At 75.7% G+C, this 20,452-nt stretch carries 13 protein-coding genes; 6 read left to right on the top strand and 7 right to left on the bottom strand.

Features of this window, described 5'->3' with window-relative positions:
• Positions 1-41: 41 nt before the first annotated feature.
• Positions 42-977, bottom strand: coding sequence for a hydroxymethylbilane synthase (hemC, locus tag ACIQTO_RS25495; protein WP_402392241.1), 936 nt, complete (start codon positions 975-977; stop codon positions 42-44).
• 250 nt (positions 978-1,227) lie between these two features.
• Here hemC and ACIQTO_RS25490 point away from each other — a divergent pair, with 250 nt between their 5' ends.
• Positions 1,228-2,916, top strand: coding sequence for a CehA/McbA family metallohydrolase (locus tag ACIQTO_RS25490; RefSeq protein ID WP_402392240.1), 1,689 nt, complete (start codon positions 1,228-1,230; stop codon positions 2,914-2,916).
• A 284-nt stretch (positions 2,917-3,200) separates the two neighbouring features.
• Positions 3,201-3,695, top strand: a complete 495-nt coding sequence (locus ACIQTO_RS25485; protein WP_402392237.1) for an ATP-binding protein — start codon at positions 3,201-3,203, stop codon at positions 3,693-3,695.
• Between the two features lie 84 nt (positions 3,696-3,779).
• Here ACIQTO_RS25485 and ACIQTO_RS25480 read toward each other — a convergent pair whose 3' ends face one another.
• The gene (locus ACIQTO_RS25480) at positions 3,780-5,357 is read right to left on the bottom strand and encodes a chitinase (protein WP_402392235.1); all 1,578 of its coding nucleotides are present in this window, start codon (positions 5,355-5,357) and stop codon (positions 3,780-3,782) included.
• Positions 5,358-5,923: 566 nt separating this feature from the next.
• Between ACIQTO_RS25480 and ACIQTO_RS25475 the strand changes: the two genes are divergently transcribed.
• The 3 genes from ACIQTO_RS25475 to ACIQTO_RS25465 all read left to right on the top strand — a co-directional run bounded on the left by ACIQTO_RS25475 (position 5,924) and on the right by ACIQTO_RS25465 (position 7,192).
• Positions 5,924-6,310, top strand: a complete 387-nt coding sequence (locus ACIQTO_RS25475) for a barstar family protein (RefSeq protein ID WP_402392233.1) — start codon at positions 5,924-5,926, stop codon at positions 6,308-6,310.
• Positions 6,311-6,363: 53 nt separating this feature from the next.
• Positions 6,364-6,825, top strand: a complete 462-nt coding sequence (locus tag ACIQTO_RS25470; protein ID WP_402392230.1) for a ribonuclease domain-containing protein — start codon at positions 6,364-6,366, stop codon at positions 6,823-6,825.
• 97 nt (positions 6,826-6,922) lie between these two features.
• A complete protein-coding gene (locus ACIQTO_RS25465) occupies positions 6,923-7,192 on the top strand; it encodes a hypothetical protein (RefSeq protein WP_402392228.1) in 270 nt (89 codons plus the stop codon).
• A 66-nt stretch (positions 7,193-7,258) separates the two neighbouring features.
• Here the strand turns inward: ACIQTO_RS25465 and ACIQTO_RS25460 are convergent, their stop codons facing one another.
• The 5 genes from ACIQTO_RS25460 to ACIQTO_RS25440 all read right to left on the bottom strand — a co-directional run bounded on the left by ACIQTO_RS25460 (position 7,259) and on the right by ACIQTO_RS25440 (position 20,131).
• Positions 7,259-7,873 carry a sigma-70 family RNA polymerase sigma factor gene (locus tag ACIQTO_RS25460; protein ID WP_402392226.1) on the bottom strand — a complete coding sequence of 205 codons (615 nt, stop codon included), beginning with the start codon at positions 7,871-7,873 and terminating at the stop codon, positions 7,259-7,261.
• Between the two features lie 156 nt (positions 7,874-8,029).
• Positions 8,030-9,265 (bottom strand): S8 family serine peptidase, encoded by a 1,236-nt coding sequence (locus ACIQTO_RS25455; protein ID WP_402392224.1) that lies wholly within the window; start codon positions 9,263-9,265, stop codon positions 8,030-8,032.
• A 68-nt stretch (positions 9,266-9,333) separates the two neighbouring features.
• A complete protein-coding gene (locus tag ACIQTO_RS25450) occupies positions 9,334-12,708 on the bottom strand; it encodes a right-handed parallel beta-helix repeat-containing protein (RefSeq protein WP_402392222.1) in 3,375 nt (1,124 codons plus the stop codon).
• A 130-nt stretch (positions 12,709-12,838) separates the two neighbouring features.
• Positions 12,839-14,377, bottom strand: coding sequence for a hypothetical protein (locus ACIQTO_RS25445; RefSeq protein WP_402392220.1), 1,539 nt, complete (start codon positions 14,375-14,377; stop codon positions 12,839-12,841).
• A gap of 105 nt (positions 14,378-14,482) precedes the next feature.
• The gene (locus tag ACIQTO_RS25440; RefSeq protein WP_402392217.1) at positions 14,483-20,131 is read right to left on the bottom strand and encodes a hypothetical protein; all 5,649 of its coding nucleotides are present in this window, start codon (positions 20,129-20,131) and stop codon (positions 14,483-14,485) included.
• A 57-nt stretch (positions 20,132-20,188) separates the two neighbouring features.
• Here ACIQTO_RS25440 and ACIQTO_RS25435 point away from each other — a divergent pair.
• A partial coding sequence (locus ACIQTO_RS25435; protein WP_402392215.1) for a hypothetical protein occupies positions 20,189-20,452 on the top strand: 264 nt, incomplete at its 3' end.

Below are 20,452 nucleotides of genomic sequence, written 5' to 3'. Positions count from 1 at the left end.
GGCCCGTCCCGCACCGGCGGGGCCCAGCCCACACCGGCCGGTCAGGCCGGGACGGCGGGCCTGATGGCGTCGAGGATGGACCGCGCGCCCCGGTCGACCAGGTCGTCGGCCAGCGCCGCTCCCAGCCGCTCCGGTTCGCTCGCGGGCCCGGTGACGGATCCCGTGACCTGGCGCCGGCCGTCGAGGGAGGTGACCTGGGCGTACAGCCGGAGCGTCCCGTCGGCCCGCGTCGTCGCACTGGCGCCCACCGGCACACTGCACCCGCCGTGCAGCTGAGCCAGCAGGGCCCGCTCGGCGCGGACCTCGCGGTCCACGGCGAGGTCCCCCACGGTCGACAGCACCGCCCGGACCGCCCGGTTGTCCTCCCGGACCTGGATGCCCAGTGCCCCCTGCCCCGGGCTCGGGGGGAACAGGTCGAGGGGCAGCGCCTCCGCGATCTCGTCCTGCCGGCCGAGGCGGTTCAGACCGGCGACGGCCAGCACCACGGCGTCCAGCTTCAGGGACCGGAGCTTCTCCAGGCGGGTCGGGACGTTGCCCCGGATCGGCACCGGGACGATGTCGGGGCGCACGGCCAGGAGCTGGGCGATGCGGCGCGCCGCGCCGGTGCCCACCCGGGCCCCCTTCGGGAGCCCGTCCAGCGTCGATCCGCACAGCGCGTCCCGGACGTCCTCCCGCCCCGGCGGTGGCAGCAGGACCAACCCCTCGGGGTTCGCGGTCGGCAGGTCCTTCAGGGAGTGGACCACCACGTCCACCTCACCCCGGACCAGTGCGGCCTCCTGTTCGGTGCTGAAGGCCGATCCGCCGCTGACGGCCGAGACGTTCGACAGCAGCGACGTCCGGTCCTTGTCGCCGCCTTCGAGGATCACCCGCTGGGTGAAGGTGATCTCCGGGTGCCGGCCGCGCAGCGGGGCCAGGTAGTCGCGCACCTGGGTCCTCGCCAGGGCACTCGCGCGTGAGCCGACCAGGAACGTGGGCACGGGGACCAACTCCTCCAGTTGACTACCGGTCAGTTCCATCGTAGGCGGGGTGACCCCGTGTCTTTACAGACAGTGAGTCGGGAACCACGCGCTCCGGCCCGCCTCCCCGCCCGCACCGGGGCACCTTCACCGACCCGCCCCACCCCGGTGGGGTCCGGCTCACCGGCGGTTCACCGGCGGGGGTAGGGAGGCGGGCGTACCGGCCGGGTGTCCGCCCGCCGCCGGTGTCCGCCCGAGACCGGAGGCTCCGATGACCGACCGCGACACCGACACCCCCGCCGACACTCCGTCCCCCGACCTCAGCGACGACCTCGCTCCCGGCCTCGCTCCCGACCTCGTCGCCGACCTCATTGCCGACCCGGCCGGCGAGGCACCGCGGCCCGGCCGGCCCGTGCTCGACCGGCGCGGCCTGCTCCGGTCCGGCCTGGCCACCGGCGCCGTCACCGCCCTCGGCCTGGCCGCCGCCGCACCCGCCGGGGCCGCCGAGGCGACGCCCGACCGGACGGTCCCCCTCACCGGCCATCTCCCCACCGGAGCACCGGACTTCGTCCTCCTCCCGTTCGACGTCCCGGACGGCGTCCGGGAGATCGCCGTCTCCTACGGCTACGACAGGCCGACCGTCCCCGCCGGGACGCCCGGCAACTCCTGCGACATCGGGCTCTTCGACGAGCGCGGCACCGAACTCGGCGGGCGCGGCTTCCGGGGCTGGTCGGGCGGGTTCCGGACCGAGTTCAGCGTCGCCCGCGACCGGGCGACGCCCGGCTACCTGCCCGGACCGATCCGCCCCGGCCGGTGGCACGTCGTGCTCGGCCCCTACCAGGTGGCACCGCAGGGGCTCGACTACCGCGTCGAGGTGACGCTCCGGTTCGGCGCGCCCGGACCGGAGTTCACCCCGTCCTACCCGCCGGAGCGGGCCCGCGGCCGGGGACGCGCCTGGTACCGGGGCGACTCCCACCTGCACACCGTGCACTCCGACGGGCGCCGGCTCCCGGCCGAGGTGGCGGCCGGCGCGCGGGCGGCCGGGCTGGACTTCATCGTCTCGACCGACCACAACACCACCTCCTCGCACGGCGTCTGGGGGCCGCTGGCCGGTCCCGACCTGCTGATCGTGCTCGGCGAGGAGGTCACCACCCGCAACGGTCACTGGCTGGCGCTGGGCCTGCGGCCGGGCCAGTTCGTCGACTGGCGCTACCGCGCCCGGGACGAGGCGTTCCCGCGCTTCGCCCGGCAGGTCCGCCGCCAGGGCGGCCTGGTGGTCCCCGCGCACCCGTACTGCCCGTACGTCGCCTGCCAGTGGAAGTTCGGCTACGCGGACGCGGACGCGGTGGAGGTCTGGAACGGGCCGTGGACGTACGACGACGAGTCCGCGCTGGACACCTGGGACGCCCAGCTCGCCGTCGCGCTGCGCGAGGGGCGGCCCTGGCTGCCGGCCGTCGGCAACAGCGACGCGCACAGCGCCCCGCAGGTCATCGGCTCCCCGCACACCGTCGTCCGGGCCGAGGACCTCACCCGGGACGCGGTCCTCGACGGCCTCCGGGCCGGCCGCAGCTGGCTGGCCGAATCGGCGTCCGTCCAGCTGGACTTCACCGCCACCGGGCAGGGCCGGCAGGCGGGCATCGGCGAGCAGCTGACCGTCCCGGCGGACGCCCCGGTCGACGTGCGGATCGCGGTGTCCGGGGTGCCGGGCGGCACCGTCCGGTTCCTGACCGACGAGGGCCAGCTGCACCAGGAGTCGCTGCCCGCCGACGGCACCGGCACGGTGGTGTGGCGGACCACCGCCTCGCTCGCCGGGTACGTCCGGGCGGAGGTCCGCCACCCCCGGGCGGACGGGACGCCCGGCCGGGGCAACGCGATGGGGCCGGACCTCCCGTGGGGTCCGATGGCGGCCCTGACCAACCCGATCGTGCTCCGGTCGCCGGAGCGGGCCGAGGACCGGTAGGAGGACCGGCAGAACGACCCGCAGGCCGGCCGGCAGGAGGCCCGGCAGGCCGCTCGGCGGGAGGAGCCGCGGGGGCGGCCGTCCGGGGATCGACGGGGGGAGGACTCGGGGCACCGGCGTGGACTAGGTTGATCTCCGACAGCAGTCAGTCGTGGGGACGAGGCGATCGGCTGTCCGTACCCGGGTCCGGCTGCCCGTTCGTCTCCGGCCGGCCCGTGCGTTCCGGCCGCCGCCCCTCCCCCCGGAACCTCCTCCGTCCCCGGCCCGCGAAGGGATCAGCAGCTGTGAACCGTACGACCGTAGGTGGGCCGCAGCTCGGGGGCGGTCGGGGCGCCGGCGGCGTCGTCGTCGTCGCCGACCCGGCCGGGGCCGGCAGCGGCCGGGTCACCCCCCTGCTGGCGAACGCGCTGAACCCGAGCGTCCACCTGCGGGCCGACGACTTCCGGCGGGCCGTCCGGCAGGGGTTCGTCGCGGCGCACCTGCCGCAGGCGCACCGGCAGAACGAGACGGCCCTGGCGGCCGCCATCCAGGCCGCCTTCGCCTTCGCCACCGGCGGGTACCAGGTGGTGCTGGACGCCACGGTCGCGCCGGAGACGCTGGACGTCCTGCGCCGTGAGAGCCGCACCACCGGGGCGCCCCTGCACTACGTGGTGCTGCGGCCGGCCGACGAACCGGGCGAGCCGGACCGGCACACGGTGGACGCCGGGGCGGAGCCCGCGGCGACGGCCGGGGCCGTGCTCGCCGGCCTGGCCCGGGGGGCCTTCCTGCTCGGCTGGTGACCCCGACGGGCGCGGCCCTCGGCACCCCGGTGGACCGGGGTGCCGAGGGCCGCGTGCCGTCCGCCTCCGGCGGGCCCGGCCGGGTCAGCCGGCGAGCTGCTCCGGGTCGCGGCGGCGGGTGCCGACCAGACCGAGCGCGCCGCCCAGGAAGAGCAGGGCGCCGGTCGTGGTGAGCAGGATGTCCGTACCGCCCGCACCGGTGGAGGCGAGCGAACCGCCGCCCGGCGCGGCGGGCGCGGGGGCTCCGCCGGCGGCCTGGGTGGGGGGCGAGTCCACCGCGCCCGGGGTGGGCGGAGCGGTCGTCGTGGTGCCCGCGCCGGCCGGCGTCGTGGGCGGCTTCGACACCGTGGTCGCGCCCGCGCTCGCGGGGGCGCTCGGCGTCGTCGAGGTGGGCGGCGCCGTGGTCGGTGCGGTGGGCGGCACCGTGGCCGGCGGTGAGCTCGGCGGGACGCAGGCCGTCCGGGCGGGCGTCGGGGTACCGGACGCGATGCCGGGCAGCGAGGGCTTGGGCTCACCGGCCGACGGCGCCGCGTCGGCCGGCCGGGCGGTGGTCGGGGTCGGCAGCGGCCAGGTGGTCCGGCCGGGGCCGGTGGGCAGGGTGGTGACGACGGACGGGCTCGGGCAGGGCGCGCCCCCGCCGGGCACCGAGTCCGCGTGGTAGCCGGCCACGATCCGGGTGAAGTCGTACGCGGCCTGCTGGACGCCGCTGCACGTCGCGGTGGTGAAGGTGCCGCCCGCGCACGGGCGGTCCCGGTTGACCGCCCAGAAGCCGAACCGGGCCAGGTGGCGGGTGGCGGCGAAGTCGCGGACGGCGCGGAAGTCGGCCGGCGTGAGCTGCTCGCCCTGCTGGTCGGTGCGGCCGTTCATGGACGAGACGCCGGTGTGGCGCCAGGCCTTGTCGTCGTCCCAGTCGTAGGCGGCGGCGACGGCGCGCTGGAGGCCGGTGACGGCGGTGACGGTCGCGGCCGCCATGGTGCCGTCGTGGGTGGTGAAGTCGAACGGCATGGCCGTCCAGCCGTCCACCACCAGGCCGGCCTTGGCGGCCAGCGTGATCAGGTCGGCGCCGTCGGCGTCGGGGCCCGTCGGGTCGACCGGGAAGGTGACGTAGACGAGCAGGCCGGGGTTCTTGGCCTTCAGCGCCTTCAACGCGTCGACGACCCGCTTGCGCACCTCGGGGGTGCTCAGCTCGGTCGACTCGATGTCGATGTCCACCGCCTTCAGACCGTAGGCGTCGACCACCTTCTGGTAGGCGGCGGCCAGTTCGGCGGCGGTGGCGCAGCGCTCGCCGAGCTTGGCGCCGTCCCAGCCGCCGAAGGAGGCGAGGACCTCGCCGCCGGCGGCGCGGATCTTCTTGATCGCCTTCTCGTCGCCGCCCCCGGTGAGGGCACGGCTGCCGTCCCACTTCGGGTCGCAGCCGCCCCCGGACAGGACGAAGGAGAGGGCGAACTGCCGCAGCCCGGTGGCCTTCATGACGGCGACCGGGTCGGGGGCGTCGCCCCAGCCGAGGTACTCGGAGACGGCGTTGAGGCCGATCGGGTCCGCGGTGTCGGCGGTGACGGCGGCGGGGGCCTCGTACTGCATGAGGATGAGCGCGGCACCGGCGACGAGGGCGGTGGAGGCCGCCGCCATGCGTCGGCGGCGAGTGAGCCGGTGTTTGGGCATCGGGACTCTCCTGGGCTGGGAGCGGACGGGCGGACCGGCCCGGCGTCCGACACGCGGAGCGCCCCGGCGGCCGCCCTCCCACAAGGGCACCGCCGGGGCGCCAGGGGGCCCGGCTCCCGCCGGGGCGCGGGAGCCGGGAGTTCCATGGCCGGAGCCGGACGCGAGACCTGGGCCGGTGGGCCCGGGACACACCGCGCGCCGTACGCCGGGCGCGGCTCTCAGCTGTAGCTACGGACGGGCCGCGCCCCCCGGTTCACGTGCTCCCCGTCGGACTGGTCGTCAGGACCACCGGACAGGACCGGAGTTGACCACAGACCAGAAGCGGTTGAACCGGCGCCCGCACGGGGGGACGAGCGCCGGTGGCGGTACCGCCACCCTGGAGAACGGACGCGGCCCGCGCCGCGGTTCAGCGGTGCGGAGGATTTCCCGAGGTCAGCGCAGCGGCGGGGGCGCGGTCCGCGGCGGACCGTGCCGCCCCCGGACCCCGAGGGTCCGTCGTCAAGCTCCCGTCGTCCGCCCGGAGGGCCCGCGGGCGGGAGTTCGAGGGCGGACCTAAGCTCTGCCCCGTGACCACGACCTACGTACTGGACGGCACCCGGATCGCCACCCTCGAAGACTTCTGGCGCGAGATCGGCCAGGCCGTCAACGGCCCCGGGGGCTACTTCGGACGGAACCTCGACGCGTTCGCCGACTGCCTCTCCGGCGGCTTCGGCACCCCCGACGACGGGGACTTCCACGTCGAGTGGCGCGACCACGGGACGTCCCGGCGCGCCCTCGGCCACCCGGAGACGGCGCGTCAGCTCGAACTGCGCCTCGCCCGCTGCCACCCCTCGAACCGCCCGGCCGTCGCCGAGCAGCTCCGGGCCGCGCGCGCCGGGCAGGGCCCGACGGTGTTCGACTGGCTCGTCGAGATCTTCGAGGAACGCGCCCCCGGGGCCCTGCGACTGCGCTGAGTCATCCGGGTGGCGCAGCGTGACGGCGGCGTCCCGCCCTCGTTCTTCCGGGCATGACCACACTCGGCAGTCTGCGGCGCGTCGCCGCCACCACCCTGCTCCTGGCCTCCGTCGTCGTCCCCGCCGCCTCACCCGCCGCGGCCGCGCCCGCCCCGTCCGCCGTGCACCACGCGGCGGTCCGCGCTGTCATCGAACCCCCGCTGCCCGTCGAGGAGTTCCCGGCCCAGGTCGAGGAGGCGTGCGCCATCTGGCGGGGGCTCGACTGGCCGCAGGCCAATCGCCCGCTGGACTACCCGGCCGGCCCCGGCCTGGTGATCCGTGGCAGCAACGTCTACGGCAACCGCAGCGGCGACCTCCCCAAGGACGGCCGCTACCGCGAGTACGACGTCAACCCGCGCACCCCCGGCACCCACCGCGACGCCGAGCGCCTCGTCCGCGACCCCGGCACCCGGACCGTCTGGTACAGCGGGGACCACTACGCCAACTTCCGCGAGATCGGCTCGGGCTGCTCCTGACGGACGGCGCCGCCGCCCGGCCCCCGGGCGGCGGCGCACCGCACACCGCCCGCGCCGCCGAGGTGCGCTCGGCAACCCCGCCGACCAGAGTGGGACGGTGAGCATCCTCGTCCTGATCGAACCAGAACTCGTCCGCACCTCGGCGACCGGTGACACCACCGACTACGTCGAGAGCGTGCGCGCGGTACACGCGGCGCCGGACGCCCCGGAGGCGACCGGGACTCCCGGCGACGTGACCTTCTGCGGCATGGGAACCAGCCGGATGCGGCGGGACCCGTACCGGGCACCCGGGCCCGGCGCACCGTGGTACCCGCCGAAGTGGAGCGACAGGGTGTGCCCGCACTGCGACCGGGTGGCCCGCACCTGAGCCGGACGGGCCCGGCGGCGGCGTGCGCCTGCGGGCCCTACGGGCGTCGGACCGCGGCGCGGGCGGCTACGTCGCGGAGACCATGCCGCGGGCTTCGAGGATCGGGCGCAGGGCGCGGACGGCGTAGAAGCTGCGGGACTTGACGGTGCCGACCGGGACGCCGAGGACGGCGGCGGCCTCGGCCATCGAGCGGCCGTGCATGTGGAGCTCGACCAGGACGTCGCGGTGGTGCGGCTGCAGTTCGGCGAGCGCGATCGCCATGTCCTGGGCGGCGAGCACCTCGTCGTAGGGGTCGTGGGTGCCGGCGTGCTCCTCGGGGGCGTCGTCGGCGACCTCCTGGGCGCGGGCGGCCTGCATCCGGAAGTGGTCGATGGCGATCCGGCGGGCCACGGTGAACAGCCACGGGCGGCTGTACTCGGGGCCCCGGCGGATGGCCGCCGGGTTCTGCCAGGCGCGCAGCAGGGTCTCCTGGACGATGTCCTCGGCCTTGCCCCGGTCGCCGCTGGTGACGCGGAGCATCGCGCGCAGCAGGTAGCCGCCGTGCAGGCGGTACAGCTCGGCCAGGGTGTGCTGGTCGAGGGTGGGCCGGTCCGCGCGACTGACGGGGGTGTCCGGGGATCCCCCGGCTTCCCCGGTGTCCCGGTGGGTGTCCTCGGCGTGAGCGGTAGCGTCGATCACCACGGCGGTTTGAGCCCCTCGCAACGTCGGTACGTCGGGCAAGCCGCTGCGGCTGCCCCTCCCCCCTTGGCCGCACACGTTTCCAGCCACCGCCAACACCGGACCAACGCTCCTCCAACGAGGCTCCTGACGGGGCGTTGGCGGGCGGGCCGGCCGTCGCTACGGCGCGGTCCGGGAGCGCCGGCGGCCCGCCCGGAGCGCGGCCGCGGCGAGCGCGACCACCACGACCAGCGCGGCGGTCGCCCCGGCCAGTGCCGACGCCCGGGTGGCGGCGGTCCGGTCGGGCCGCGGCGGGACGGTCACCGGGTCGACGGCGGCCCGGGGTGCGCCGGTGACCGGCGGCTGGGCGGTCACGGCGGCCACCACGTCCACCGCGCCCCAGCCGACGGCCGGGTCGGGCAGCGCCGAACCCGGCCGGTAGGCGGTCGATTTCAGCCGCTCGACGACCTGCGCCGGCGTCCACCCGGGCTCCCGGGAGAGCAGCAGCGCCGCCGCTCCGGCGACCAGGGCGGCGGCTCCGCTCGGCCCCGAGAAGGTGTAGTGACCGCCGCCGGGCCCGGCCGCCTGGAGGCCCTCGCCGGGCGCGGCGAGGTCCACCCGGCCCCCCGCGGCGGCCGTGACTCCGGCGCCCGAGATGCCCGACCCCGCGTCACCGGAGGGCGCGCCGCCCGGGCCGATCGAGGCCACCGCGAGCACGCCGGGGTAGCCGGCCGGGTACACCGTGCCCTTCGCCGTCTGTCCGTCCGGTCCGGCCGGGGCGACCAGCAGCAGGCCCTTCGTCCCGGCGTACTCGACGGCTTCGGCGAGCGCCTGGCTGGGCGCCGGCGCCACGGATCCGACCACGGCCACCCGGGCACCGGCGTCGGCCGCCGCCCGGATGCCCTGGGCGAGCAGGTCCGCCGTGGTCGTCCCGGCGTCGTCGGTCACCCGGACGGCCAGCACCGTCGCCTCCGGGGCGATCCCGGCCGGTCCGCCGGCGGGCGGACGCCGGCCGGCCAGCAGGGTGGCGAGGAAGGTGCCGTGGCCCACGCAGTCCTGGCCGGAGTCGCCCTGGCCCTGCACCCGGGGGCCGAGCCGGAGCCGCCCGGCCAGCGCCCCGGAACCGGTGCCCGTGGACGCGTCGACCCCGGAGCCGAGCACGGCGACGGTCACCCCGGTGCCCCGGCCGCGCGGCCAGGCGGCCTCGGGCCGCAGGTACGTCTGGGCCCAGGGGGCCCGGTCGGTGGTCCGGGTGACCGGCTTGCGGCACCCGCTCTCCCGGACGTCGGAGAGGGTCTGGCTCATCGGCGGCAGCTCGGCCGACGCGGACGGCGTGGCGGAGGACGAGGGCGCCGGGGTGTCCGCCGCGGCCGGCACGGCGGGGGTCAGCAGGGCGACCGCGCCCAGCGCGGCCACCAGCGCGGCCCGGCGGTGTCGCCGGGGAACGGCCGGCCCCGCCGGGCCGGCCGTTCCCCGGTACCGCCTCAAACCGCGCTGCCCATCCGCTCCACCGCGATGTCCTGCGGCAGGAGCAGACTGAGCTCGGAGAGGTCGGCGAAGTCGAGCCGGCCGAGCCGGCCCGCCTGGCGGGTGATCATGCCCTCCAGGGCCTGCCGGGCGAAGCGCCCGTTGCCGAAGGTGCGGTCCCGGGGGACGGCCGCGAACAGCCGCTCCAGGGCCGCCAGGGTCTCCGGCGCGCAGGTGTAGCCGGCCTTGTCGGCGTGCCGGCCCACGATGGTGACGAGTTCGGCGTCGGTGTAGTGGCCGAAGTCGACCTGGCGGGAGAAGCGGGACGCCAGACCGGGGTTGGAGGACAGGAAGTGCTGCATCTCGTCCTCGTAGCCGGCGACGATCACCACCACCTCGTCCCGGTGGTCCTCCATCAGCTTCATCAGGGTGTCCACCGCCTCCTGCCCGAAGTCGCCGCCGTTGCCGTGGCGCGGCGTCAGCGTGTACGCCTCGTCGATGAACAGCACCCCGCCGCGGGCCCGGTCGAAGGCCTCCTTGGTGAGCTGCGCCGTGTGGCCGACGTAGCGGCCGACCAGGTCGGAGCGGGCGGTCTCGATCAGCTGGCCGCCCGGCAGCACGCCCAGCTCGGCGAGGAGCTGCCCGTACAGCCGGGCGACGGTGGTCTTGCCGGTACCGGGCGGGCCGGCGAAGACCAGGTGGTGACTGATGGTCGCGGTGGGCAGCCCGGCCTCCTCGCGCCGGCGGACCTGGCGGATCAGGTTGACGAGGTCCTCGACCTGTTCCTTGGCGGCGGGCAGGCCGACCATCGCGCGCAGCTCGGCGAGCAGCTCGGTGCCGTCCTTCCTGGCCGCCTGCGCGGGCTCCACCGGCGCGACGTCCTCGGGGACGAGCAGCGCCAGGTCCGCGTCGGAGATCTCGGGCTGGGTCGAGAGCCTGGTCGCCTGACGGTCCACCATCTCCTCGAACACCTTGCGGGCCGCCCGGCCGTTGCCGAAGTCCTCGCCCTTGGGCATCCGTTCGAAGAGCAGGGTGAGGGCCTCGCGGGCGCCGTCGGCCAGCTCGTAGCCGTGCCCGGCGGCGGCCCGCTCGACGATGGTGACCAGCTCGTCGACCGCGTAGTTGGCGAACTCCACGGTGCGGCTGAAGCGGGAGGCGAGGCCCGGGTTGGAGGCCAGGAAGTCGGTCATCTCGGCGGAGTAGCCGGCCACGATGACGACGATGTCCTCGCGGTGGTCCTCCATCAGCTTGACCAGGGTGTCGATCGCCTCGCGCCCGAAGTCCGGCCCGCTGCCGCCGGAGCCCGCCGAGAGCGTGTACGCCTCGTCGAGGAAGAGCACCCCGCCGAGCGCCGACTGGAACACCTCGGTGGTCTTGAGCGCGGTGCCGCCGATGATCGAGGCGACCAGGTCGGCGCGGGCCACCTCGGTCAGGTGGCCGCTGCGCAGCACACCCAGCTCGGCGAGGATGCTGCCGTAGAGCCGGGCGACGGTGGTCTTGCCGGTACCGGGCGGCCCGGCGAAGACCAGGTGGCGGCTCATCGGCAGGGCGGGCATGCCGGCGAGTTCCCGGCGCCGGGCCAGCTTGTTGAGGTTGACCAGGGTGGCGACCTGTTCCTTGACGCCGGCCAGGCCGACCAGAGACTCCAGCACCTCCAGCGGGCCGGCCTCGCCGGCCGGCTGCGCGGGCGCGCTCTCGGCGGCGGGCTCCCCGGCGGGTCCGTGGCCGGGGTCGGCGGCCGCTCCGGCCGGCTGCGCCGCCCGGGGGGCGGGCGCCGATCCGGTGGTGGCGGTGCCGTGCGCGTCCGGCAGGCCGTTCTCCTCGCTGACCAGCTCCTCCAGGGCGAGCCGCTCGCTCGGCTCGCTCTGGCGCAGGCCGGAGCCCCGGTTGCGGGAGAGCGTGCAGCCGGTCAGCCGGACCGCCTCGGTGGAGTCGGCCCGGACGCCGTCGCCGGTGTTCTCGGTCGCCGACAGCTGGACCAGCACGGCCCGCGCGCCGGCCCCGATCCGGACGCCGTGGCGGCGGTTGCCGGTCACCCGGACCCTGGTGCAGGTCAGTTCGGCGCCGTCCTCGGCCGTGATGCCGTCCTCGGCCGATCCGGACACCTCGCAGTCGCGCAGCGTCGCGGTGCCGACCCGGCCGAGCAGCACCCCGGAGCCCCCGGAGCCGCGCACCACGGTGGAGCCGACCCGGGTGTCCGCGCCGTCGGCGAACCGGAGGCCGACCCGGCCCGCGTCCAGCACCTCGCAGTTCTCCAACTGGCCGCGTCCGTCCCGGATCGCGGCCATGCCGTCGCCCTTGGCGCGGTGGACGGCGACCCGGCGCAGTCGCGGGTTGGCGCCGTCGGTGATCAGCACGCCGGTGCCGGCCACGTCCCGGACCTCCAGCCGGTCGAAGTCGGCGGAGCTGTCGCCGGTCAGTTCCACCCCGTCGGCGCCGCAGTCCCGGACGACGGTGCGGGCCAGTGTCGGGCCGGAGGACTCGCCCACCCAGATGCCGACGCCCTGCGCGCTGTCCACCTCGCAGTCCTCGAAGGTGCCGCGCGAGCGGGCCGTGACGTGGATGCCGTGGCCCGCCGTGCGGGAGGACCGGCAGCGGCGCAGCTGCGGGTCGGTGCCGGCGGCGAGCGCGATGCCGTGGCCGGAGGTCGCGGTGACGGTGCAGTCCTCCAGCACCACCTGGGCGGAGGAGCTGATGTAGACGCCGATCGTGGTGTCGCGGACGGTGGTGCGCACCAGCCGGGTGGTGCTGCGCTCCTCCAGGGCGATCCCGGGCTTGTCGGTGACCGAGATCTCGCAGCCCTCGAAGGTGCCCCGGGCGTCGCCGTTGGCGCAGATGCCGTTGCCGCGCGCGTCACGCAGCACGCAGTTGCGCAGCAGCGGGTTGGCGCGCTCGCCGATCACCACCGCGGAGCTGCCGAGGTGCTCGATCACGCAGTCCTCGATGACGCTGGTGCCGCTGGAGGTCTCGACGATGCCGGCGCCCGCCGGGTTGGTGACGCGGCACCCGCGCATCGCCAGGGTGCCGTCCCCGCGGGTCAGCAGGGCCGTCCAGGAGCTGCCGACCACTTCGCAGTCCTGGACGGCGGCCTGCCCGCGCGGCACGTCGATGGCGGGCATCTCCTCGTCCTGCCCCTGCAGGATCAGACCGGTCAGCTGCACCGCCTCGGCGGTCACCTGGACCACGCAGCCCCGCCGGGCGGTGATCCGGACGCTGCCCCGGGCCTCCGCGGCGGTGATGGTGACCAGCTTGCTGATCACCAGGTTCTCCTCGTACCGGCCGGGGCGTACCGAGATCACCGCCCCGCTGCGGGCCGCCGCCAGCGCGTCACCGATGGTGCGGTACCGGCCGTCCCGCTGCTCCGGGCACACCGTCAGCACATGGCGCGACATGGCGTGGCCTTCCTTTCGCTTGATCCGTCGATGACGTGGACCGGTCCGGCGACGAGCCGCACCGGTCCGGTGATGCCGCGGACCGGTCGGACGGTGGGCCCGACCGGTCCGGTGCCGCCCCGGATGCCCGTCAGCCGGTGCAGTCGGCGCGGACGGCGGCGGCCGCGTGGTGGGCCTTGTCGGCGTCGCCGCCCCAGTCGATGCCGCGGTCGTGCAGCATGACCGCGATCCGGCCGCCGCTCAGCGCGAAGGTGCCGCCGCTGACCCAGCTGCCCCGGGTCGCGGTCTGGTCGACCTTGAACTCGCCGATGGTGCCGCTGCCGGGCGAGGAGCTGTTCTGCACGGTGTAGTAGGTGGGCTTGCCGCCCACCATCTTGCGGTCGCTGCTGTTGGGCACGTAGACGGAGATCTTGCAGCTGCCACTGGTGACCGGACCCGTGGCGAAGGTCCACACCACCGAGTTGCCCTTGTCCTTGCCGTCGCCGCTCATCGGCACCGAGTCGTACTTGCCGTTGCAGCCCGAACCGGAGTAGCCCCCGGCCGAGTTGGTCGTCCAGCCGGTGGTGCCGTTGGTCCACTGGCCGTACTGGGCGTAGCTCGCGCCGGAGTTGCTGCAGCCGGTGCCGGCGACGGCGTTGAAGGTGGGCGCGGCGGCCTTCGGCGGGACGGGCGGCGGGGGCGCGGGCTGCTGGGGGTTCGGCTGCTGCGGGTTCGGCTGCTGCGCGCCGCCGCCGGTGCCACCGGTTCCGCCGCCGGTACCGCCGGTCCCGCTGGTGCCGCCGGTGCCGCTGGTGCCGCTGGTACCTCCGGTGCCGCCGGTGCCGCTGGTCCCCCCGGTGCCGCTGGTACCGCCGGTCCCGCCGGTGGCCGGCGGCTTGGTGCCCGGGGCGGGTGCGGTGCCGGGCCGGGAGAGCAGGTTGGTGTTGGGGGCCGGAGCCCCGCCGCTGTTCGGGGTGGTGCCGGTGTTCGGGGCCCCACCGGTGTTCGGGCCGGTGCCGGTGGTGCCCTCGGGCGTGCCCTCGGCGCCGGGGGCGGTCGGGGCGCCCGCGGTCTGGTCCGGGACCAGGGTCGGATCGGTGGTCGGCGCGCCGGAAGCGTTGGGATCGGTGGGCGCCGAGGAGGGCTCGGGGTCGCCGAGCTCCGGACCCTCGGCCAGCGGCAGGTCCGCCTGGCTCAGGCCGATGCCGTCACCCGCCCCGTCCTTCGCCGCCCGGTTGCCGTCGGTGATCAGGAACGGCAGGCCCATCAGCACCACACCGGCGGTGGCGGCGGCGACCAGCACCGGCCGCTTCAGCCGGGCCCGGCTGAAGCGGTCCGGGCGCCCGGCCGGCGCGGGGCCGGTCGGGTCCGACCCCGGCTCCGGGTCGGGGTCGGGCAGCGGCGCGAGCACCGGACCGGGCGCGGGGGGCGCGGCGGGCGGCGCCGCCGGAGGCACCGGGGCCGCGGCCGCCACCGGCCCGGTCGGCACGGCGGCGACCTGCCCGTACTGCGGCACGACCGGCGGCGGGGTGGCGGGCAGCACGGCGGCCGGTGGCACGACCGCCGCCGGTGGCGCGACCGCGGCGGGGGCGGCCGCGCCGGCCTCCTCCTCCATCTCCCAGGCCACCGAGGGCAGCTGAATGCTCGCCGCCCCGCCCTGAGCCCCGTTTCCACTTGTGCTCGTGCCCACCGCAGCTCCTCGGCTCCGCATGCAGTCCCTGTCGGCGGAACCGCCCGGCCGACAGGGCCACGGACGCTTCCACTCCGTACCTACGGCCCGGCCGGGCCCGGCGGTTCACCCGCGGCCCATCAGTGCCGAGAAGATGCTGTCCTCCGTCTCGTTCCTGGGCTCGGGCGGTGCGACCCGGAAGCCCCACACGGCGCCGGTGGTGGTGTTGCCGGAGAGGCGGACGACCACGTCCACGGCCCTGGGCACGGACCGCAGCTCGTCCCGGAGCATCCGCTCCAGATCGGCCCTGGTCCGGCGCACCCACTCGGCGGTCGGGGGCGAGGCCGGGTCCCCGGTCACCTCCAGCACGATCCGGGGGTCCTCCTCCCCGAGGGTGGCGAGCAGGTTCCGGATCTGCCGGGGCAGCCCGCTCCGGCCGTCGGCCCTCAGCGCGGCCTCGGTGAGACCGATCCGGTTCCGGTCCGGGACCGCGGCCGGCTCCGGCGCCGGGGTGTTCTCCGCGGCCGGCCGGGACAGCAGGGTGTCCAGCTGCTCGGCGGTCAGCACCCGCTCGCCCCCCGGGGTGGTGAGGGCGTCGACCGCCGTCCGGACCGCGCCCGTGCGCCCGGCGTCGTCCACCTGCTCACCGCGCATGAGCGTCCGGACGGTGTCGAGCACGGCGTGCTCCCCGCTCCCCTCCCCGGCCATCCGGACCAGCCGGGCCACGGCCGCGGCCCGGGCCGTGATCCGGCCTTCGGAGAGCCCGTCGCCGTCCTGGATCTCCTGCTCCGTGCCGGTCCGCAGGAAGCGGTCGCCGTAGAGCAGCCGGCCGACCCGCGCCGTGCGGAGCAGGTCCTCGTGGTCCGCCGGCCGCGTGGTGTCCCACCCGGCCGCCTCGGCGATGCGCTCCAGCCGGCGCGGATCCGCCTCCCTCGGCCGGACCTCGCCGTCGGGCGCGTCGCCGTGGAAGACCAGGTAGCCGTCACCGGGGATGGTGACGGGGGTGGTCTCCCGCTCGGGGATGTCGACCATGATCGGCACGACGGCCTTCTGCGTGCGGGGCTCCTTCGTCCCGTCGACGAAGGTCACCTCCACCTCGACGTGACCCTCGTACCGGGCCATCGTGGTGGGCACCTTGGCGTTGGCGAGCACCTGGCCGGCGGAGGCCGTCGAGGTCTCGCCCCGGCTCTGGTAGGCGAGGTCGACGTTGCCCGTCAGCCGGCCGGCGAAGTCGCCGCCCTTGCCCCAGCTGGGACCGGCCGTGAAGCGGCCGCCCGCCTGGAACGAGCGCTGCCCGACGTCACCGGCCCCGGCCGCGGCCCCGCCCGAGGGGCTCATCTCGGCGTTGGTGTCGGTGCGCTGGTACTCCAGGTCCCGGATGGTCAGCCGCACCTCCACTCCGGCGCCGCCGGTCAGCGCGACCGGGCCGATCGCGTAGGTGGCGAGCCCCACCTTCGACTTCGGCACGGCCGGCCCGCCCCCCTCGGCGGATTCCGGCGACCCGTCGGCGGGCCGGGCGGGCCGCTCGGCCTCCGGGTGGACCTGGGTGTTGAGGTGCCCGGCGAGACTGACCGGATCGACGATCCGCTCCACCGCGGCCTTGATCCGGCTCCAGTCACCCTTGCCGAAGTAGGACTTCCCGGCGGCGACCATGCCCCGCAGTCCCTCGGCGCCGCCCAGTGCGCGGACCACGTGCGAATCGGCCAGACCGCTGTCCCAGAGCGCGGCCGGCGGCCGGCGCACGGCCGTGTCCGCCGTGTCGAGGGCCCCGCGGGTGCGCCGGGGCCGGTCCGGCTGCTCCCGGTCCAGCCGGTCCCGCTCCCGCCGGATCTCCTCGACCGAGAAGGTGTTCGGATCGGGCGCGGGCCGGCGCGGCGGGCCGCCCGGCTCCTGGCCGGCCGCACTGCCCTCGTTGTTCTGCGTCACGGGGAGGGCCGGCCGGGTCTCCGCCCGGTCGACGAACGCCTCGATGCCGACCTTCCGCGTGAAGTAGCCGTAGGTCGTCCCGCCGAGCGCGGACCGGCGCTCGACGATGAAGTGCAGGGTCGCCTCACCGCCGAAGACGCTCCCGGGGATCTTGGCCTTGGTCGCGTTCCCCGCGCCCGTCCGGCTGCTGCGCTGCTCCTGGTGCTCGGCACCGGTCCCACCGCTGAGCGAGCCACCGAGGAAGTACGTACCGGGACTGCCCGCGACCGTGGCCGTGACGGTGTGGCCGGTGCCGCCACCGCCACCGGTCACCCCGTCCGCGGCGGTGTAGCCGTGCTCGACCTGCGCGCCGGTGTTGAACTCGGTCGTCTTGCTGGCACCGGTGTTCCGCAGACTGTCCAGGGACGCCCCGATCCGGATGGTGACCCCGCCGTCGCCGATCACCAGCTTGCGGCCCGACATCATCACCTTCAGCTGCTCGTGCAGGGTGTTCGGCGTGAGCACGTCCAGCAGCTTGTCGCGGAGGCCGGACCGGCCGCGCCCGTTCAGCCACTCGGCGGCCGTCTTCCCGTCGAAGAGCCGCTCGCCGGTCGCGGCCCGGCCGAGCAGGGATTCGCCGAAGCCCCTGGTGGTGTCCCCGCCGGGCGCCCTGCGGGCCGGGTCGAAGACATTGGTGATGTAGTCGGCGGAGCCCAGCACATGGGACTCCTCGATGCGCTGCGGCACCCTGACCGGCCGCGCATGGTTCTCACCGGTGTCCGACAGCTGCTCGTGCACGGGCCGGACCACGGTGGCGTGCGCCTCGACCGCACGCAGCTGTTCGGTGTGGCTCGGCATGCCCGGGACGCTGAGCCGCCGACTGGTGACCCGCACGTCGAAGATGACGTCGGTGGCGAGCACGTCGGCCGTCTCGGTCGCCTTGCCCCGGCTGGTCGTGCCGCCCGAGCTGTCGAGGGAGAAGCCGGTCGACGCGTCGTCCCGGCGCACGTATCCGGCGGTGATGTCCACCGGCGACGCCTTGCCCGTCCCGCCCACCCCGAACAGGGAGCGGTCCCGCTGGTCGTGGGAGACGCCGTGACCGATCTTGTTCTGGCTGCCGGCCTCGGACTCGAACTTGCCGATCGTCTCGACGGGCGTCGCCTCGCCCCGCAGGCGGCCCGAGACGGTGATCTCGGCCTCCCACGCCTTGCCGGCGACCTTCACCGTGACGTGGCCGCCCCGGCTGAGCTGTGAGAGCTCGGCCTGCAGGGCAGCGGGCCCGAGCCGCTCCGCGACGATCCGCGCGACGTCGGCGGGCAGCTTGCCGAACCTCTCCAGGTGCGCCGCCACCGCGGTGTTGACGGCGCCCGCCCCTTCCAGCCGGTGGACCACGTCCGAGGCACTCATCTCGGCGTACGGCACCCGCGGGGCGGTCGGCGCGACCGGGGCGGGCGTCTCCAGGGGCGCCGTGAAGGAGGCGCTCCGCTCCGCCTCGACCTGGTGCTCACCGGTCAGCCTGCGGTCCACGCTCAGCTCGGCGCGGACCGGCGCCGTGGCCGACACCGTCGACGTCCCCCTGGTCAGCGTCACGCTGAGCTGCACGGTGGAGTCGAAGATCTCCTGCGGGGCCGCGAACTTCCCGTTGCCGTAGACCTTGTCCGAGCTGCCGGCCCGGACCCCGGTCCGCAGCCGCTCCTGGCCGCCCGGGGTGACGAGACCCGCCCCCTGGCCCGCGGGGCCGACGTTCGCCTGCCCCTGGCCGACGCCGTGCCGGGACGCCACCCGGCGCTCCGAGCTGAACCTGCTGCTCTCGTTCTGCCGGGTGAGTTCGGCGCCGTCGCTCCCGCGCAGATGCGTCATCGTCCGCACCTCGGCCGTGACGGCGATGCCGATCCCCCGCTTCGCCAGGGCCGCCAGCGCGGCCGACATCTTCGACCGGTCGAAGGAGGCCAGCCCGAACTCCTCCCCGCGCGTCATCGCGGTGAGCCGCGAGGCCACCATCGGCTGGCTGACCAGCTGCATCACCTCTTCGCGGATCTCCGGCCACAGGTCCTTGAAGAATCCCGCGCCCTGTTCCTCCAGGTTCGCCCGCAGTTCCGCGACCGACACGACGTCACGGACGACGACGGTCGAGTCCAGCCCCCCGTTCTCGGCCGACCAGGCGGTCGTCAGGGGGCGGCGGACCGTCTCACCCACCGCGAGGTCCCGGTCTGGCAGGGTCAGATCCGCCGGCGCCTCCGCCCGGAAGAACCCCGGGCCGTGCCCGCCGGCGTTCGCCGCGCCCGCCGGCGGCGCGGTGCCGATCTCGCTCTGCGGGATGACGGTCCGGAACCCCACCGACTGCTCGACCTGCCCCAGGAAGGGCTTGCCGCCCCGCTTGACGACGACCTGGAGGTCGCTGATCCCCTCGAAGACGACCCCGGTCTCCTTGGTCTTGGTGGTCAGTCCGGTCTCCAGGGTGTGCCCGGAGATCCGCACCACGTCGGTGCCGCGCCGACCGCCCCCGGCGAGCGACATGCCGGCGTACTCGCCACCACCGCCCGCTCCGCCCTGGGCGTGCCAGAGCCCGCTCCTGACCTTCTGCTGCACGGTGGTCAGCTGGGCACCGGTGCCGACGTTGAACTCGGTGGAGTCGGCCTTCGTGGTGGAGACATGACGCATCTCCCGCACGGTGGCCGTCACTTCGGCCCAGAGGTCGGTACCGGGCACCCGGACGACGAGCGGATCCCCGGACATCATGCTCTTCAGTTCCTGGTGGAGCCGGGTGAAGTCCACCTCGGCCACCAGCCGGTCGGACAATGCCCTGAAGTGCTCGTCACCCAGCTTCGCCCGGTCCTCCGTCGACAGCTTGTCGAGGACGCCCTCCAGCAGCCGGCCGCGGCGCGTGGCCGGGCCGGCGTCGTTCGACGGCGCCACGGTGGTCGAGGTCGTCTCCGGTCCGGCCGGAGCCGGCCGGACCGCGGTCGAGCCGCTGCCGCCCACACCCGCGCCGCTGTCCTCGGCGGGCTGGAGGACCGCCATCTCGATGCCCTCCTCGCCGTGCGACGGCGCCGTGGCCCGGGGCGGGGCGGTCTCCCGCCCCGGCGGGAGCGCGGACACGGGCTGCTGGGCGAGGGCATGGACGTCCAGCAGGACGTGGGAGCCCCCGAGTCGCAGGCTCCTGCGCACCGCCTCGGGCGGCTGGTGGGTCCCCGCCGCCGAGGGCGCGAACGGCGCACCGCTCGCGTCCAGCGTCTCCCGCAGCGGGATGGCGACCTCCAGCGGGATCTCCAGCGGACGCGCGCCCCGCAGCGGCGACGTCCTGGCCGCCGGGCCGTAGGGCCGGCGGTACTCCACCGTCAGGTGCAGCGTCCCGTTGAAGACGGCACTGGGCTCAGCGGTCTTCGCGCGGGAGAAGGTCCGCCCGCCCAACGACAAGCTGTCCCCGCTGACCCAGTCCCACTGGTGGCCGGCCGCCCCGAAGAGCCGGAAGAACTTGGACAGTCCCTGCTGGGCCTGCACCCCGAGACCGGCCCGCCAGCGGCGACCCGACTCCGTGATCAGGTTCGACTGGCGGTCGGCACCGTTCTCGTACTCGAACTTCTCGTCCCGGCGCGCGTAGGTGAGCCCGTCGACCCGCGCGTGGATGGCGATCGTGCCGTCCCGGGCGTCCGTTCCCACCGGCACGTGGATGACGTGGCCCCGGGAGAGCGCGGTCAGCTCCGCCCGGAGACCGGCCGCGCTGAAGACCGTCTCGGCGAGCGTCTGCGCGAGCCGTGCGACCTGCTCCGGATCGCCGGGGGCGACCGCGGCGATCCTGGTCCTGATCTCCTCGACCAGATTGGCGTCCCGCAGGCCCAGGCCGGTGACCATGTGGGCGGCGGACAGCACCCCGTCCCGGCTGACCTGGACCGGTGGCCGGGGCGTCTGCGGGTCAGGGCCGGACTGTTGCTGGACCTGCTCGGTCAGCTGGGCCTGCTGTCGGGCCGCTTCCGCCTCCTGTTCCTGCTGGCGCCGAGCCTCTTCCTCGGCCTCACGATCCCGCTGCTCCTGCTGACGCCGAGCCTCCTCCTCAGCCTCACGATCCCGCTGCTCCTGCTGACGCCGAGCCTCCTCCTCGGCCTCACGATCCCGCTGCTCCTGCTGACGCCGAGCCTCCTCCTCAGCCTCACGATCCCGCTGCTCCTGCTGACGCCGAGCCTCCTCCTCCGC

The sequence above is a fragment of the Kitasatospora sp. NPDC091207 genome, assembly GCF_044768625.1.
Taxonomy (GTDB): domain Bacteria; phylum Actinomycetota; class Actinomycetes; order Streptomycetales; family Streptomycetaceae; genus Kitasatospora.
The sequence above is the reverse complement of the archived record's forward strand: the minus strand, read 5'-3'. Positions and strand labels throughout refer to the sequence as shown.

What these genes read in the sequence shown, in the direction of transcription:
- ACIQTO_RS25480 (WP_402392235.1), bottom strand. Translation starts at nt 5,357, where the DNA reads ATGCCCAAACACCGGCTCACTCGCCGCCGACGCATGGCGGCGGCCTCC.
- ACIQTO_RS25490 (WP_402392240.1), top strand. Translation starts at nt 1,228, where the DNA reads ATGACCGACCGCGACACCGACACCCCCGCCGACACTCCGTCCCCCGAC.
- ACIQTO_RS25450 (WP_402392222.1), bottom strand. Translation starts at nt 12,708, where the DNA reads ATGTCGCGCCATGTGCTGACGGTGTGCCCGGAGCAGCGGGACGGCCGG.
- ACIQTO_RS25470 (WP_402392230.1), top strand. Translation starts at nt 6,364, where the DNA reads ATGACCACACTCGGCAGTCTGCGGCGCGTCGCCGCCACCACCCTGCTC.